At 76.1% G+C, this 15,068-nt stretch carries 10 protein-coding genes; 4 read left to right on the forward strand and 6 right to left on the reverse strand.

Annotation, left to right across the window (positions count from 1 at the left end; all coding sequences use genetic code 11):
• Nucleotides 1–39: 39 nt before the first annotated feature.
• The 5 genes from ACI780_RS04145 to ACI780_RS04165 all read right to left on the reverse strand — a co-directional run bounded on the left by ACI780_RS04145 (nt 40) and on the right by ACI780_RS04165 (nt 7,811).
• Complete coding sequence (locus ACI780_RS04145) at nt 40–312, reverse strand: UBP-type zinc finger domain-containing protein (RefSeq protein ID WP_456871661.1); 273 nt, start codon at nt 310–312, stop codon at nt 40–42.
• 74 nt (nt 313–386) lie between these two features.
• On the reverse strand, nt 387–1,841 hold the full coding sequence (locus tag ACI780_RS04150) for an ATP-binding protein (protein ID WP_457000964.1): 1,455 nt from the start codon (nt 1,839–1,841) through the stop codon (nt 387–389).
• The gene (locus ACI780_RS04155; protein WP_456871659.1) at nt 1,838–3,532 is read right to left on the reverse strand and encodes an FAD-dependent oxidoreductase; all 1,695 of its coding nucleotides are present in this window, start codon (nt 3,530–3,532) and stop codon (nt 1,838–1,840) included. Before ACI780_RS04155 ends, ACI780_RS04150 begins: the two co-directional genes overlap by 4 nt.
• Nucleotides 3,529–6,252: a Na+/H+ antiporter NhaA gene (gene nhaA, locus ACI780_RS04160; RefSeq protein WP_457000967.1), complete on the reverse strand. Its 2,724-nt coding sequence runs from the start codon at nt 6,250–6,252 to the stop codon at nt 3,529–3,531. Before nhaA ends, ACI780_RS04155 begins: the two co-directional genes overlap by 4 nt.
• On the reverse strand, nt 6,249–7,811 hold the full coding sequence (locus ACI780_RS04165; protein WP_456871657.1) for an MFS transporter: 1,563 nt from the start codon (nt 7,809–7,811) through the stop codon (nt 6,249–6,251). Before ACI780_RS04165 ends, nhaA begins: the two co-directional genes overlap by 4 nt.
• Before the next feature lie 284 nt (nt 7,812–8,095).
• Between ACI780_RS04165 and ACI780_RS04170 the strand changes: the two genes are divergently transcribed.
• From ACI780_RS04170 to ACI780_RS04185, 4 genes are all read left to right on the forward strand, one after another.
• A complete protein-coding gene (locus tag ACI780_RS04170) occupies nt 8,096–9,193 on the forward strand; it encodes a spore photoproduct lyase family protein (protein ID WP_457000969.1) in 1,098 nt (365 codons plus the stop codon).
• 70 nt (nt 9,194–9,263) lie between these two features.
• Nucleotides 9,264–10,010, forward strand: coding sequence for a peroxide stress protein YaaA (yaaA, locus tag ACI780_RS04175; RefSeq protein WP_457000971.1), 747 nt, complete (start codon nt 9,264–9,266; stop codon nt 10,008–10,010).
• A gap of 150 nt (nt 10,011–10,160) precedes the next feature.
• Nucleotides 10,161–12,773, forward strand: a complete 2,613-nt coding sequence (locus ACI780_RS04180; protein ID WP_457000973.1) for a SpoIIE family protein phosphatase — start codon at nt 10,161–10,163, stop codon at nt 12,771–12,773.
• Between the two features lie 93 nt (nt 12,774–12,866).
• The gene (locus ACI780_RS04185; RefSeq protein ID WP_457000975.1) at nt 12,867–13,316 is read left to right on the forward strand and encodes an iron chaperone; all 450 of its coding nucleotides are present in this window, start codon (nt 12,867–12,869) and stop codon (nt 13,314–13,316) included.
• Nucleotides 13,317–13,331: 15 nt separating this feature from the next.
• Here the strand turns inward: ACI780_RS04185 and ACI780_RS04190 are convergent, their stop codons facing one another.
• Nucleotides 13,332–15,020 carry a DEAD/DEAH box helicase gene (locus tag ACI780_RS04190; protein ID WP_456871652.1) on the reverse strand — a complete coding sequence of 563 codons (1,689 nt, stop codon included), beginning with the start codon at nt 15,018–15,020 and terminating at the stop codon, nt 13,332–13,334.
• Nucleotides 15,021–15,068: the final 48 nt, after the last annotated feature.

Here is a 15,068-nt window from a genome sequence, read left to right on the forward strand (position 1 = left end):
CCCTCGGGGGCGGACGTGCCTCCCCGCCCCCGTCCCGCGTCAGGCGCGCGGCTCGACCAGCGTCTGGTCCTGGTAGCACCACCACCACGACTCGCCGGGCTCGAAGGAGCGCACGATCGGGTGCCCGGAGCTGCGGGAGTGGGCGGTGGCGTGCCGGCGGGGCGAGCTGTCGCAGCAGGCCACGTGCCCGCAGGACAGGCACTCGCGCAGGTGCACCCAGGAGCTGCCCTCCCGCAGGCAGTCGGTGCAGCCCTCGGTGCTGTCGGGGGAGACGCCGGGGTCGACCTGGTCGATGTGCGTGCACGCGGCCATGCCAGCAGTCTGCTCGCCGCGGGCCGTCCGTCCAATGCCCCTGGCGATCGCCGGGACGCATGCCCGGCCGGCGCTCACCCGGTCGCGGCGACCTCCGACAGCGGCAGCCGCACGACGAACCGGGTGTCGCCGGGGGAGGACCGGACCTTGAGCACCCCGCCGTGCCGGTTGGTGACGATGCGCCAGGCGACGTCGAGCCCGAGCCCGGTCCCCTGGCCGACCGGCTTGGTGGTGAAGAACGGCTCGAACACCCGCCGGCGCACCTCCTCGGGGATGCCGGGGCCGGTGTCACCGACCACGACGACGGCGGAGTCGCCCTCGACGGCGGTGCTCAGGGTCAGCGTCCCGGACCCGCCCATGGCGTCGAGGGCGTTGTCGATGAGGTTGGTCCACACCTGGTTGAGCTCGGCGGCGTAGGCCGGCACCGGCGGCAGGTCCGGGGCGTAGTCCTTCACCACCCGGACGCCGGGCGGGATCTTGGCGCTGAGCACCACCAGCGTGGCGTCAAGTCCCTCGCGCAGGTCGGTCATCTGGTGCGGCGAGCGGTCCATCTGCGAGTACTGCTTGGCCGCCGAGACCAGGTGCGAGATGCGGCTGGTGCTCTCCAGCACCTCGCCGATGAGCATCTCGGTCTCCACGGTGTAGGACAGCCACCGCAGCGCCGGCTCGAGGAACCCCTCGTCCACCGCCTCGGCGACCAGGTCCAGGCACTCGACGTCGAGCCCCGCCGGCACGAACACCGCGGCCAGCTCCCAGGGCCGGGCCAGGCCGTGGTCGTCGAGCCAGTCGGTGAGCTCGTCCTCGCGGTCGGACCGCTCCAGCGCCGACAGCTCGCCGGTGGTGCCGATCCGCGCGACGAAGCGTTCCTGCAGGTCGGTGAGCCGGCGCAGCTGCTCGCCGTCGATCGTGCCCTCCGACAGCAGCGCCAGCTTGTGCCGCATGCCGGCCACCCGCTCGCGCAGCGCCGCGGTGGCCCGGGCCGCCGCGGCGGCGGGGTTGTTGAGCTCGTGGGTCAGCCCGGCCGACAGCTTCCCCAGCGCCAGGAGCCGCTCGCGCTGGCCGACGAGCTCCTCGGAGTTGCGGATCCCGAGGAACAGGCCCTGCAGCAGGTGCACGGCCATCGGGTACCAGCGGCGGAACACGGCGGCGAACTCGGCGGCCGGCAGCGCCAGGAACGTGGTGTCGGTGACCGCGCGGACCGTCGCGGGGTAGACCTGCTCGACCTGGTCACCGAGGTAGAACTGCACCGCGCCGCTGTAGACGCCCGGGGAGTCGCTGCGGACGGTCTCCACCTCGTCGCGGCCGACCTGGCGGACCATGCTCAGCGTCCCCGACAGCAGCACGAAGAAGCACTCGGCGGGCCGGCCCTCGACCGAGACCTCGCTGCCGGCCGGGTGGCTGACCACGTCACCGGTGCGCGCCACCCAGTCCAGCTGGTCGTCGTCGAGGTCGGCGAAGAGGAACAGCTCGCGCAGCCGCTCGCGGGTCAGCGCGACGCCGGGGGTCGGCGTCCCGACGGTGGTGGTCATCTCTCCTCCAGGTACCGGTGCACCAGGGTGACGGCCATGGCGCCCTCCCCCACCGCGGAGGCCACCCGCTTGACCGACTGGGCGCGGACGTCACCGGCCACGAACACCCCGGGCACGCTGGACTCGAGGAAGTAGGGGTCGCGGTGCAGCCGCCAGCCGGCGGGCCGGGCGCCGTCGAGGAGCAGGTCGGGGCCGGTGCACACGAAGCCCCGGGCGTCGCGGGCGAGCACGCCGTCGAGCCACTCGGTCCGGGGCGCCGCGCCGATGAAGACGAACAGGTGCTCGGCCGGGACGGTCTCCACCCGCCCCGAGGCCTCGCGCAGGTCCAGCTCCTCCACGTGCTCCCCGCCCCGGACGGCGGCCACGGTGGTGCCGGTGCGCACGACGACGTTGGGGATGCCGGCCAGCTGCTGGATCAGGTAGTGCGACATCGAGGCCTCCAGCGACGGCCCGCGGACCAGCAGCGTCACGCAGCTGGCGTGCCGGGAGAAGAACACCGCCGACTGCCCGGCGGAGTTGGCCCCGCCCACGATGTAGACGTGCTTGCCCGCGCAGGCGGCCGCCTCGGTGAGCGCCGAGCCGTAGTAGACGCCGCGCCCGGTGAACTCCTCGGCGCCGTCGGCCTCCAGCTGCCGGTAGGCGACCCCGGTGGCCAGCACGACGGCGTGCGCGGCGACGCTGCCGCCGTCGGCGAAGTGCACGACCCGCGCCGAGCCCTGGGCCTCCAGCCGGACGACCTTGCGGGTGGTGAGCACCTCGGCGCCGAACTTGGCCGCCTGCCGCCGCGCCCGGTCGGCCAGCGCCCCGCCGGAGACGCCGTCGGGGAAGCCGAGGTAGTTCTCGATCCGGCTGCTCTGCCCGGCCTGGCCACCGGTGGCCTGCCGCTCCACCAGCACGGTGTGCAGCCCCTCGGAGGCGCCGTAGACCGCCGCGCCCAGGCCGGCCGGACCGCCACCGATGACGACCAGGTCGAAGAAGTCGGTGCTCGGCTCGACGGTGAGCCCGACGGCGGCGGCGAGCTCGGCCTGGGAGGGCGCCAGCAGCGGGTCCCCGTCCGGCGGCACCACGACCGGCAGGTCGTCGGGCCCGGCCCCCGCGGCCTCCAGCAGCCGGCGCCCCTCGGGCTCCTCGACGCTGTACCACTGGTAGGGCACGGCGTTGCGGGCGAGGAAGTCGCGGGCGGCGAAGGACGGCGCCGACCAGCGGTGCCCCACGATCCGCACGTCGAGCACCGGCGCGTCCGGGCTGGCCCGCCAGGTCTCGAGCATGGCCCGGACGACCGGGTAGAGCTTCTCGTCCGGCGGGTCCCACGGCTTGAGCAGGTACTGGTCGACGTCGACGAGGTTGATCGCCTGGATGGCGGCGTCGGTGTCGGCGTAGGCGGTCAGCAGCGCCCGACGGGCCGAGGGGAACAGGTCCATCGCCTGCTCGAGGAACTCGATGCCGTTCATCTGCGGCATCCGGTAGTCGGCCAGCAGCACCGCCACCGGGTCCCCGCGCAGCTTCAGCTCGCGCAGCGCGGCCAGCGCCTCGTCGCCGGAGGAGGCGCGCACGATGCGGCACTCGCCGCCGAACTCCCGGCGCAGGTCCCGGGCGACGGCGCGGGAGACCCCGGGGTCGTCGTCGACGGTGAGCAGGACCGGCAGGGCCTTGCCGGCGGTCCGGGCGGGGGTGCCGGCTGGCTCGGTCATGTGCCCTCCTGGGCTGCTGGTCGCGCGTCGGCCGACGCGGCGGTCGCGCCCGCGCCTGGGGACGCGGCGAGCGCTTCGAGGTCGGCCTCGGTGGGGTGGCGCAGGACGCGCTCGGAGCGCCACACGACCACGGGCAGATCGTCCTCGGTGACGTCGAGGTCGGCCAGCAGCTCGGCGACGTCGTCCTCGTCCTCGACGTCGACGACGACGGCGCTGAGCCCCCGCTCCTCGGCGACGCGGCGCAGCCGCTCGGTCTCCGGCGACGAGCCGCTGCCGACGATGCGCACGTCGGCGGCGAGGGCGAGCAGGAGGGAGCGGCGGATGAGGAACGCGCGCAGCACCGTCTCCTTGAGCGCGTGGTCCTCGGCGAACGCCGCGCGCACCTGCGCGTCGGGGACGGTGACCACCTCGGCCGGCTGCAGGACGACGGCGGTGAGGAACACCGGGCGGTCGCTGAACAGGTCCAGCTCGCCGAGGAAGCGCCGCGCGCCGTGCACCGAGACGACCCGCTGGTCGGGGTGGCCGTGGTGCTCGACGACGGCGACGGTGCCCGACAGGAGGACCTGGAAGTCGTAGCCGGGGTCGCCCTCGCGGAACAGCGTCTCCCCCGGCGCCCACGTGCGGCGGGTCCCGTGCCGCTCCAGGAGGGCCAGCTGCTCGTCGGTCAGCAGCGGGTAGGCGCCCTGCCGGTCGGGCGTCTCCTCGAGGTCGGCCGGCAGCGGCGCCGCCCGCGTCAGGGACACCACGTCCGGTTCCCGGCGCCGCGGGCCCAGCACCGGCAGCACCGGGCTGCCGGGCTCCCCCCGCGGCGCCATCGGCAGCGCGTCCTCCCCGCCGACGTCGGCCAGCAGCGCGGCGGCCAGCGAGTCGGCGTCGTAGGGCCCGGTGTGCCGGCGCCCGCCGACGAAGAAGGTCGGGGTGCCCTCGACCCCGCTGGCCTCGGCGGACTCGACGTCCTGCTCCACCCGCCGGGCGTACTGGCCCGAGCCGAGGTCGCGGGAGAAGCGCACGACGTCGAGGCCGACGGCGGCGGCGTGCTCGAGCAGGTCGCCGGGGTCCAGCCGGTCCTGCTCGGCGAAGAGCCGGTCGTGCATCTCCCAGAAGCGGCCCTGGGCGGCGGCCGCCTCGGCGGCCTCGGCGGCCAGCCGGGCGTGGGGGTGGACGTCGGTCAGCGGCACGTGCCGGAAGACGTAGCGCAGCCGGTCGCCGAACCGCTCCCGCAGCTCCTCGACCGCGCCGGTGGCCCGCCCGCAGAACGGGCACTCGAAGTCGCCGTACTCGACCAGGGTGAGCGGGGCGTCGACCGGTCCCCGCACGTGGTCGCGGGCCGGGTCGACCGGCGGGTCGAGCAGCACCGGCCGGCCGGTGCCGGACGGGCGGCGGCGGTCGGCGAGGCGGAACAGCGCCCAGCCGAGCAGCGCGGCGAGCACCGACGCCGCCAGCACCCCGACGCGGGCCTGGTCGGCGGTGCGCTCCTGCCCCTCGTCGAAGGCCAGGTCGACGATGAACAGCGAGATGGTGAAGCCGATGCCCGACAGCGCGGCGCCGCCGGCCAGCTGCATCCCGGTGAGTCCCGGGGCGAGCCGGCCGAGCCCCAGCCGGACCGCCAGGCCGGTGCCGAGCAGGATCCCGACCAGTTTGCCGAGCACCAGGCCCGCGACGACGCCGATGGTCACCGGGGAGGACGCGGCGTCGCGCAGCGTCTCCCCGCTGAGGGAGACGCCGGCGTTGGCCAGCGCGAACACCGGCACGATGACGAAGCTGGTCCACGGCTGCCACAGCGCCTGCAGCCGCTCGCTGGCCGACACCGACCGGTCGATCGACAGCCGCGCCGCCCGGGCGAACTGGGGGTTGGGCGACTGCTGGTAGGCCCGCATCAGCCGCGCGGCGTCGGCGACCTCCTCGCGCCGGGCCGCGTAGGCGGGGGTGAACAGCGCGATGACGACCCCGGCGAGGGTGGGGTGCACCCCGGACTCGTACATCGCCACCCACACGGCCAGGCCGAGCACGAGGTAGGCCGGCCCGCGCCACACGTGCAGGTACCGCAGCATGACCATCAGGCCCAGCCCGACCACCGCGACGGCCAGCGGCCCCAGCCGCAGGTCCTCGGTGTAGAAGAGCGCGATCACGCTGAGCGCCCCGACGTCGTCGGCGATGGCCAGCGTCAGCAGGAACAGCCGCAGCTGGGCCGGGCAGGCCGGGCCCACCAGCGCCAGCACGCCGAGCAGGAAGGCGGTGTCGGTGGAGATGACCACCCCCCACGCCGCGGCCGCCTCGCCGTCGAGGTTGAACACGACGTAGACCAGCGCCGGCACCACCAGCCCGGTCACGGCGGCCAGCGCCGGCACCGCGGCGCGCCGACGGTCGGTGAGGTCGCCGATGACCAGCTCGCGCTTGATCTCCAGGCCGACGACGAAGAAGAAGAACACCATGAGCCCGTCGTTGACCCAGTGCTGCAGGCTCAGGGACAGCTCGGTGTCGCCCACCCGGACGGCGAACTCGGTGTGCCAGAAGGTCGCGTAGCTGTCCCCCATCGGGGAGTTGGCCCACGCGAGCGCGGCGAGGGTGGCCAGGAGCAGGAGCCCGGCGCTGCCCGCCTCGGTGCGCAGCGAGCGGCGCAGCGGCGCGACGCGGGCGAGCAGCCCGCGCCCGCCGGCGGCCGACTGCCCCATCGGCTCCCGCGCGTCGGCGGCCACGCCCGGGACGCTGCCCGCGCTCACCGGGCACCGTCCCCGGGGACGGCGACCGGCCCGCGCGGGTGCAGCCGCGGGCCGTCGAGGTCGCAGTGCAGGCACTCCTCCACGGGCAACCGCCCGGCGCCCGGCTCCGGCCCCCCGCCGGCACGGCCCAGCGGCCGGCGGATGGTCAGCACGGCCACCAGCGCGCCGACGACCAGCAGGCCCGCGCAGATGAGCATCGCCGTCCGGAAGCCGGAGTCGAACGCCGCCGGGTCGGTCCAGTCGTCCCCGGAGATCCCCGCCGCGACGGGGACCACCGCGACGGCCAGCAGGCCGGCGGCGCGGGCGACGGCGTTGTTGACGCCCGAGGCGACGCCGGCGAAGCGGTTCTCGGCGGAGTCGAGCACGGTCGCGGTGAGCGGCGCGACCAGCAGGGTCAGGCCGGCGCCGAACAGCAGGGCACCCGGGAGCACGTCGAGGACGTAGTCCGCCGTCGGCCCGACCTCCCGCAGCAGCAGCAGCCCGCCCGCCGACAGCAGGGGCCCGACCGTCATGAGCAGCCGCGGCCCGATCCGCTGGGCGAGCGCCCCGACGCGGGCCGAGAACAGCAGCATCAGCACGGTGACCGGGAGCAGCGCGGTCCCCGCGAGCAGCGGGCTGTAGCCGGACACGACCTGCAGCTGCAGGACCAGCAGCACGAACACCACCCCGAGCGGTGCGTAGACCAGCAGCGTGACCACGTTGGCCGCGGTGAACTGGGGGTTGCCGAACAGCGCCGGCGGCACGAGCGGGTACGCCGAGCGCCGCTGGACGACGGCGAAGGCCACCAGCGCGAGCACACCGACGGCGCCCCAGACGGCGACCTCGACCTCGCGGCCGGTCCCGCCCGCGGCGGTCAGCGCGTAGGTCAGCCCGCCGAGCCCGACGACGACCAGCGCCGTCCCCGCCCAGTCCAGGCGCGGCGCGGCGTCGGGGTCGCGGGTCTCGGGCACGTGCCGGGCGGCGACCGCGACGATGACGACGGCGACCGGCAGGTTGACGAGGAAGACCGCCCGCCAGCTCCACTCCACCAGCCAACCGCCGAGGAACGGCCCGACCGCCCCGGCGACCCCGCCGAGCCCGGACCAGGCGCCGACCGCGGCAGCGCGGTCCTCACCGGCGAAGGACGCCGAGATGATCGCCAGGCTGCCGGGGGTCAGCAGCGCTCCCCCCACGCCCTGCAGCGCCCGGGCGGCGATCAGCATCTCCACGTTCACCGCCAGCCCGCACAGCAGCGACGCCGCGGCGAACCACACCACGCCGACGACGAACACCCGCCGGCGGCCCAGCCGGTCGCTGAGGGAGCCGCCGAGCAGGATCAGCGAGGCGAGGGTGAGCGTGTAGGCGTTCACCGTCCACTGCAGGCCGCCGAAGCCGGCGCCGAGGTCGGCACCGATCCGCTCCAGCGCCACGTTGACGACGGTGGCGTCGAGCATCGCCAGGCTGGAGCCGAGCACCGTCGTCAGCAGCACCCACCGCGCCCGGCGGGTCCCCATGCGCAGCCCGGCGGACTCCGGCACCGCCGGACGCGCGGCCGCGGCCGGCCGGTGGTCAGCCGACACCGGGGACCGTGCGGATCCGACACCGGCGAGCTCGTCGCGGCACTCGAGCCTCCTCGGGTTGCCTCCGGAGCCTGTGGACGCGGGCCGGGGGCTGTCCAATAGCGGGACCGATAGCGGTGAGGCATCGTCGCGCGCCGACCCGCCCCAGGTCCATGCCCGGCGTCCGGAGCGCCCGCGGCACACGCCGCGAGAGGCCCGCCCGTGGTGGCCCACCTCACCGCCTGACCTGCACGGACGTCCTCCGGCAGGGCATCGGCGCGGCGCCGGCGGTGTTGTACCCGGCGATGACCGCGCCCGCTCTCCCCGAGACCCCCACCCCCTCCCGGCTGTGGACCCCGAAGCGGGTCCTCGTCACCCGGTCGGCCGCCGAGCGCCCGCACGGGCAGCGGGTGCTCGCCCGCCTCGAGGTCGCCGGCGTCGACGCGATCGAGCTGCTGCCCGGCGACCGGCTGCCGTCGCTGCGGGGGGACGACGACCGCGCCGCCTTCATGGCCGCCAAGGACACGATGGCCCTCGTCGTGCCGCCGCCGTCGAAGCGCAAGCTGCAGCCCATCCCGCCGTCGGCGGACTTCCGGCTCGACCTCGCCGAGGGCTGCCCCGCGCACTGCCAGTACTGCTACCTGGCCGGGTCGCTGGGCGGCCCGCCGATCACCCGCGTGTGGGCCGACCTCGACGAGGTGCTCGAGACCCTCGACGGCTACGTCGGCCGCGGTGCCGTCACCTCCGGCACGGTCGAGCGCGGCGGCGAGGGGACGACGTTCGAGGCCTCCTGCTACACCGACCCGCTGGCGATCGAGCACCTGACCGGCGGCCTGTCGCGGATGGTCGAGCACTTCGGCACCCACGCGTGGCCGGGCCCCGTGCAGCTGCGCGCCACCACCAAGTTCGACGACGTCGCCGGCCTGCTGTCCCTCCCCCACGGCGGGCGCACCCGGCTGCGGTTCTCGGTCAACGCGACGTCGGTGGACCGCCGCTTCGAGGGCGCGACGGCCAAGGTGCCGGCGCGGCTGCGGGCGATGTCGGCGGTGGCCGCGGCCGGCTACCCGGTCGGCGCCACCATCGCCCCGATCATGCCGGTGGAGGGCTGGCGCGAGCAGTACGCCGAGCTGCTCGACGGCATCGCCGCCGCCGTCCCGGCCGGGCACGACCTCACCGTCGAGTGCATCACCCACCGGTTCACGCCGGGCAGCAAGGAGACGCTGCTCGACTGGTACCCGCGGACCAGGCTGGAGATGGACGAGTCCCGCCGCACCACCAAGCGGGGGAGGTTCGGCTCGGTCAAGCACGTCTACCGGAAGGAGACGATGGCCGAGCTGCGCACCTGGTTCGAGCGCGAGGTGGCCGAGCGGCTGCCCGGCGCCCGCCTCCTCTACTGGACGTGAGGGAGGACCCCCGTGCACGTCCGCGGAAGTGCACGGACCCGAGTCCGACCGCCACGTAGCCTGGCTCGTCGTGCTCGTGCTCCTGCCGCCCTCGGAGACCAAGTCCCCCGACGGCGACGGCGGCCCGCTGGACCTGACCGCGCTGTCGGCCCCGGAGCTGACGCCGGTCCGCGAGCGGCTGGTCGACGCGCTGGTCACCCTGGCCGCCGACGCACCCGCCGCCCGCGCCGCGCTCGGCCTCTCCCCCGGCCAGGACGCCGAGCTCGCCCGCAACGCCGCGCTGCGCACCAGCTCCACCGCGCCGGCGGTCGAGCGCTACACCGGCGTCCTCTACGACGCCCTCGGCGTCCGCACGATGACCCGCGCCCAGCGGGCCCGCGCCGACCGCCGGCTCGCCGTCGGCTCGGCGCTGTTCGGCGTGGTCCGCGCCGGCGACCGAATCCCCGCGTACCGCCTGTCGGCCGGCTCGGCGCTGCCCGGGCTGCCGGGGCTGCGCGCGCAGTGGCGGCCGGTCCTCGGCCCCGCCCTCACCGGGGCCGGCGAGCTCGTCGTCGACCTGCGCAGCGGCGCCTACCAGGCACTGGCACCGGTGCCCGGCGCGGTGACCGTCGACGTGCTCAGCGAGCGCGCCGACGGCCGCCGCACGGTGGTCAGCCACGCCAACAAGGCGCACAAGGGCCGCGTCGCCCGGCTGCTGGCCACCACCACCGCAGAGCCCGACGGCGTGGTGCGCCTCCGGGCGCTGCTGCGGCGCGCGGGGTTGCACGTGGAACACGACGGCGGGACGGCGCTGACCCTCGTGCTGCCGCCGTCCTGAGCGGCCGGTCCTCACGTGCGGTGAGACGAGGCGCACCCCTCGTCAGGCCTGTTGGCCGCAACCGGCGTCGCTTACGATGTACACCGCCCGCGCCGAGCAACGGCCGTTGCGGCGATGTCGAGTCGGCCACGAGCCGGGCGGAGAGGTTCGGTGGACGACACGTCGCGACTCCGCGAGGGGGGTCGGGCCGCCGACCGGCGCGCCGCCGCGCAGGTGCTGCAGGCCGACCGCCCCCGGACGCGGGCGGCCCGCCGGCTGCGGCTGCGCGACGCCAGCTCCGCGCTCGACCGGCTCACCGAGCTGGCCGCGCGGCTGCTCGCGGCCCCCGTCGCCCAGCTGTCCCTGGTCGACGACGTCCAGGTCATCGTCTCGGGCACCGGGCTGCCTCCCGGGACCGTCGGCGCCGAGCAGCCGCTGGAGGCCAGCGCCTGCACCATCGCCGCCGCCGACCGCGTGCCCTACGCCGTGCCCGACGCGCACGCCGACCCCCGGGTGTCCGACCTCCCGCCCGTCACGGCCGGCGTGGTCGGCGCCTACCTCGGCGCACCGCTGATCGACCCCGGGGGCCAGGTCGTCGGCGTCCTCTGCGTGGTGGCGCCGGCGCCGCGGCCGTGGTCGGACACCGACGTCGCCACCCTGCGCCAGCTCGCCGCGGCGGCGATGACCGAGCTGGAGCTCGCCGCGCTGCGCACCGAGTACGAGAGCGACCGGCTGCGCTGGGGGCTGGCCATCGACGCGGCCGGCATCGGCACCTTCGACTGGGACCTGCGCACCGGCGAGCTGGCCTGGGACGCCCGGCTGATCGAGATGTTCGGCTACGACGCCGACGGCTTCGGCGGCACCATCGAGGCCTTCAACGACCGCGTGCACCCCGACGACCTGCCGCGGGTGACCGACGCGCTGCAGGCCAGCATCGCCACCCGCGGCGACTACCAGGCCGAGTACCGCGTCGTGTGGCCCGGCGGGGAGACCCGCTGGGTGCAGGCCCGCGGGCGCACGCTCAGCGACGACGACGGCGCGGCCGCCCGCGTGCTCGGCGCCGCCTACGACACCACCGCCGAGCGGGCCGCGGGCATGCGCGTCACCCGCGTGCTGGAGGCCATGCCGGCCGGCTTCTACTCCCTCGACCGCGCGTGGCGGTTCACCCACGTCAACGCCGAGGCCGAGCGGCTGCTGGGCCGCAGCCGCGAGGAGCTGCTCGGCCAGGAGCTGTGGACGGCGTTCCCCGCGGCGCTCGACAGCGCCTTCGAGGAGAGCTACCGCGCGGCCGTCCGCACCGGGACGCCGGTGCAGTTCGACGCCTACTACCCCGCGCCGCTCGACGGGTGGTACGAGCTGCGCGCCTGGCCCAGCCCCGAGGGCCTGTCGGTCTACTTCCTCGAGGTCACCGAGCGCCGCCGGGTGCAGGACCGCGCCGAGCGCGGCGCGCAGCGGCTGGCGCTGCTGGCCCAGGTCAGCGCCGAGCTGGCCGGCGCCCTCGACGCGCAGACCGCGACGGCGCACCTGCCCCGGCTGGTGGTCCCCGCGCTGGCCGACTGGTGCATCGTCACCGTCGTCGACCCCGACGGCCGGCCCCGCGACGTCGGCCACTGGCACGCCGACCCGGCCGCGCGCCCGCTGCTGGAGCGCTACGTGGACCTGCGGCTGGACGCCCTGCCGGCCACCGCCCCGCTCATGCGGGCGCTGCTCACCGGCGAGGCGGTCATGGAGCGCGCCGAGTCGGTGCTCGACCTGCTCGGCGACGGCGAGGCCGGCGACCTGCTCGGCGCACTGGCGCCCGAGTCGGCCGTCTCGCTGCCGCTGCGCGGCCGCGACCGCACCCTCGGCGTCATGACGCTGTACTTCCGCCGGGGCTGGACCCCGCGGGAGGAGGACCTCGCCACCGCCCAGGACGTCGCCGACCGGGCGGGCCTGGCGCTGGACAACGCCCGCCTCTACGGACAGCAGCAGGCGCTGGCCGAGGGCCTGCAGCGCAGCCTGCTCACCGAGCCGCCCGAGCCCGACCACGCCGAGATCGCCGTGCGCTACCTGCCGGCCGCCGAGGCCGCCCGGGTCGGCGGTGACTGGTACGACGCGTTCCTGCAGCCCGGCGGGGCGACGATGCTGGTCATCGGCGACGTCGTCGGCCACGACACCGAGGCCGCCGCGGCCATGGGGCAGCTGCGCGGGCTGCTGCGCGGCATCGCCACCTACAGCGACGCCGGCCCGGGCGAGGTGCTGCGCGGGCTGGACGCCTCGATGGCGCTGCTGCAGACCCGGGTCCTCGCGACGGCGACCGTGGCCCGCTTCGAGCAGACCGACGACGAGCTCCGCCGCGGCGTCACCCGGATGCGCTGGGCCAACGCCGGTCACCTGCCGCCGCTGGTCACCAACCCCGACGGCAGCGTGGCCGAGCTGGCGTCCTGGCGCGGGGACCTGCTGCTGGGGGTCGACCCGGAGGCCCGCCGCGAGGAGTCGGTGGTGACCCTCGACCGCGGGGCGACCGTGCTGCTGTTCACCGACGGCCTCATCGAGCGGCGCGACGCCGACCTCGACGCCGGCATGGCCCGGCTGCGCGAGGCGCTGCGCGAGCTGGCCGACCGGCCGCTGCAGGAGCTGCTCGACGAGGTGCTCGAGCGGCTGGTCGACGGCCGCCCGGAGGACGACGTCGCCCTCGTCGCGGTGCGGCTGCACCGGCAGGACCGCCCGCGGCCCGCGGTCGCCGGGCCCAACCGGGTGCCCGACGTCGTCCCCGAGGACCCCGCCGGCCCGCTCCGCCGCTGACCGGCCGGACCGGTCAGGAATCGAGAAGCTCCGGGGGTCCCCGCGCCCCTAGCGTCGTCGGCACAGGCACCGGATGACGAGAGGGAGCTGGAGATGCCCACGAGGGACGCCACTCAGGAGTCCGGCGGCTTCACCGCCGAGGAGCGGGCCGCGATGAAGCAGCGCGCCGAGGAGCTGCGCGCCGAGGGGAGGAAGGGCGCCAAGCGGGCCGACGGGCTGCAGGCGGTCCTGGACGCGATCGCGGGCATGGCACCCGAGGACCGCGCCCTCGCCGAGCGGGTGCACGTCGCGGTCACCACGACCGCCCCCGACCTGTCCCCGAAGACCTGGTACGGCATGCCGGCCTACGCCGACGCCGACGGCAAGGTGGTCGTCTTCTTCCAGGACTCGGGCAAGTTCAAGGCCCGGTACTCCACCCTCGGCTTCAACGACGCCGCGCGGCTCGACGACGGCGACCTCTGGCCGACGTCGTTCGCCCTGCGGGCCTGGAGCCCCGCGGTGGAGGCCCGGGTCGTCGACCTGGTCCGGACCGCGACGTCCTGACCCGGCCCGCCGGGCTCAGCGCTCCCGGCGGACGGTGACCTTGCGGCCCTTGACGCTGCTGGCCCGCAGCGCCGCGATGACCTCCTCGGCGGCCGCGGCGGGCACCTCCACCAGGCTGAACCGCTCGGCGATCTCGATCGCCCCGACGTCGCGGCCCCGCAGCCCGGTCTCCCCCGCGATCGCGCCGACCAGGTCCCCGGGGCGGACCCCGGCGCTGCGGCCGGCGCCGATGAACAGCCGCTCGGTGTCACCGCCGGCCGAGCGGGACCGCGGCGGCCGCCCCTGGCCGCGGTCGCCGCGGTCGGCGTCGCGCCGCGGCCGCTCGGGCCGCAGCGTGACCTCGGGGATCTCCTCCTCGTCGTCCGGGCCGCCGGTCGCCTCGTGCGCGAGCTTGACCGCGGCGAGGGCCACCTCCACGACGTCGAACTCGTCGGTGAGCGTCTCGACGACGGCGCGGAACCGCTCGAGGTCGTCGCCGAGCAGGCTCTCCCGCAGCGCGGCGCGGGTGAGCTCGAGCCGGCGGGCGCGCAGGTCGGCCACGGTGGGCACCCGCTCCACCTTGATCGGCGCGCCGGTGACCCGCTCGATCGTCTTGAGCATGCGGTGCGCGCGCGGCTCGACCAGCGTGATGGCCACGCCCTCGCGCCCGGCCCGGCCCACCCGGCCGATGCGGTGCACGTAGGTCTCGGCCGCGGCCGGCACGTCGTAGTTGACGACGTGGGTGAGCTGCTCGACGTCCAGCCCGCGGGCGGCGACGTCGGTGGCCACCAGCAGCTCGGCGGTGCCGCTGCGCAGCCGGCCCATCACCCGGTCGCGCTGCTCCTGGCTCATCCCGCCGTGCAGCGCCTCGGCGCGGTAGCCGCGGCCGTTGAGGGTCTCGGTGAGGTCGTCGACCTCGTCGCGGGTGCGGCAGAAGACGATCGCCGCCGTCGGGCTCTCGACGTCGAGGACGCGGCCGAGCGCCGCGGGCTTGGCGGCCCGGGCGACGACGAACGCCGTCTGCCGGACCCGCGGGGCCTCACCCTCGCTGGGCACCTCGCGGGCGACCTGGATGCGCAGCGGGTCGCGCAGGTGCCGGCGGGCCATGCTGTCGAGCCGGCGCGGCATGGTGGCGCTGAACAGCACCGTCTGGCGCTCCTCGGGCACCTCGTCCAGCAGCGCCTCGAGGTCCTCGGCGAAGCCCATGTCGAGCATCTCGTCGGCCTCGTCGAGCACCACGGTGGTCACGGCGCCGAGGTGCAGGCTGCCCCGCTGGAGCAGGTCCAGCGCCCGCCCGGGGGTGGCGACCACGACGTCGACCCCGGCGGCCAGCGCGCGCAGCTGCCGCGGGATCGGCTGGCCGCCGTAGACCGGCACGACCCGGGCGCCGAGGTCACGGCCGTAGCGGTGCAGCGCCTCCGACACCTGGATGGCCAGCTCGCGGGTCGGCACGAGCACCAGAGCCAGCGGGTCGCCGCCGGGGCGGTCGTCGGGCAGCCGCTGCAGCACCGGCAGCGCGTAGGCGGCGGTCTTGCCGGTGCCGGTGGCGGCCTGGCCGAGCAGGTCGCGGCCGGCGACCATCGGCGGGACGGCCTCGCGCTGGATCGGCGTCGGCTCCTCGTAGCCGAGCCGGGACAGCGCCGCCAGCAGCTCCGGGCGCAGGCCGAGGTCGGCGAAGGCGCTGGTCTCGTCGGGTGCGTCCACCTGCGTCGTCTCGCCGTCCACCCGACCAGTGTCGGCCATGTCCCCCGCTGCACCGACGTGGCACCCTCC

The organism is Geodermatophilus sp. SYSU D00814 (genome assembly GCF_054050055.1).

Bases quoted from the DNA above. Each gene is read 5' to 3' on its own strand.
- ACI780_RS04155 (WP_456871659.1), bottom strand. From the start codon at position 3,532: ATGACCGAGCCAGCCGGCACCCCCGCCCGGACCGCCGGCAAGGCCCTG.
- ACI780_RS04185 (WP_457000975.1), top strand. From the start codon at position 12,867: ATGCCCACGAGGGACGCCACTCAGGAGTCCGGCGGCTTCACCGCCGAG.
- ACI780_RS04150 (WP_457000964.1), bottom strand. From the start codon at position 1,841: ATGACCACCACCGTCGGGACGCCGACCCCCGGCGTCGCGCTGACCCGC.
- ACI780_RS04170 (WP_457000969.1), top strand. From the start codon at position 8,096: ATGACCGCGCCCGCTCTCCCCGAGACCCCCACCCCCTCCCGGCTGTGG.
- ACI780_RS04145 (WP_456871661.1), bottom strand. From the start codon at position 312: ATGGCCGCGTGCACGCACATCGACCAGGTCGACCCCGGCGTCTCCCCC.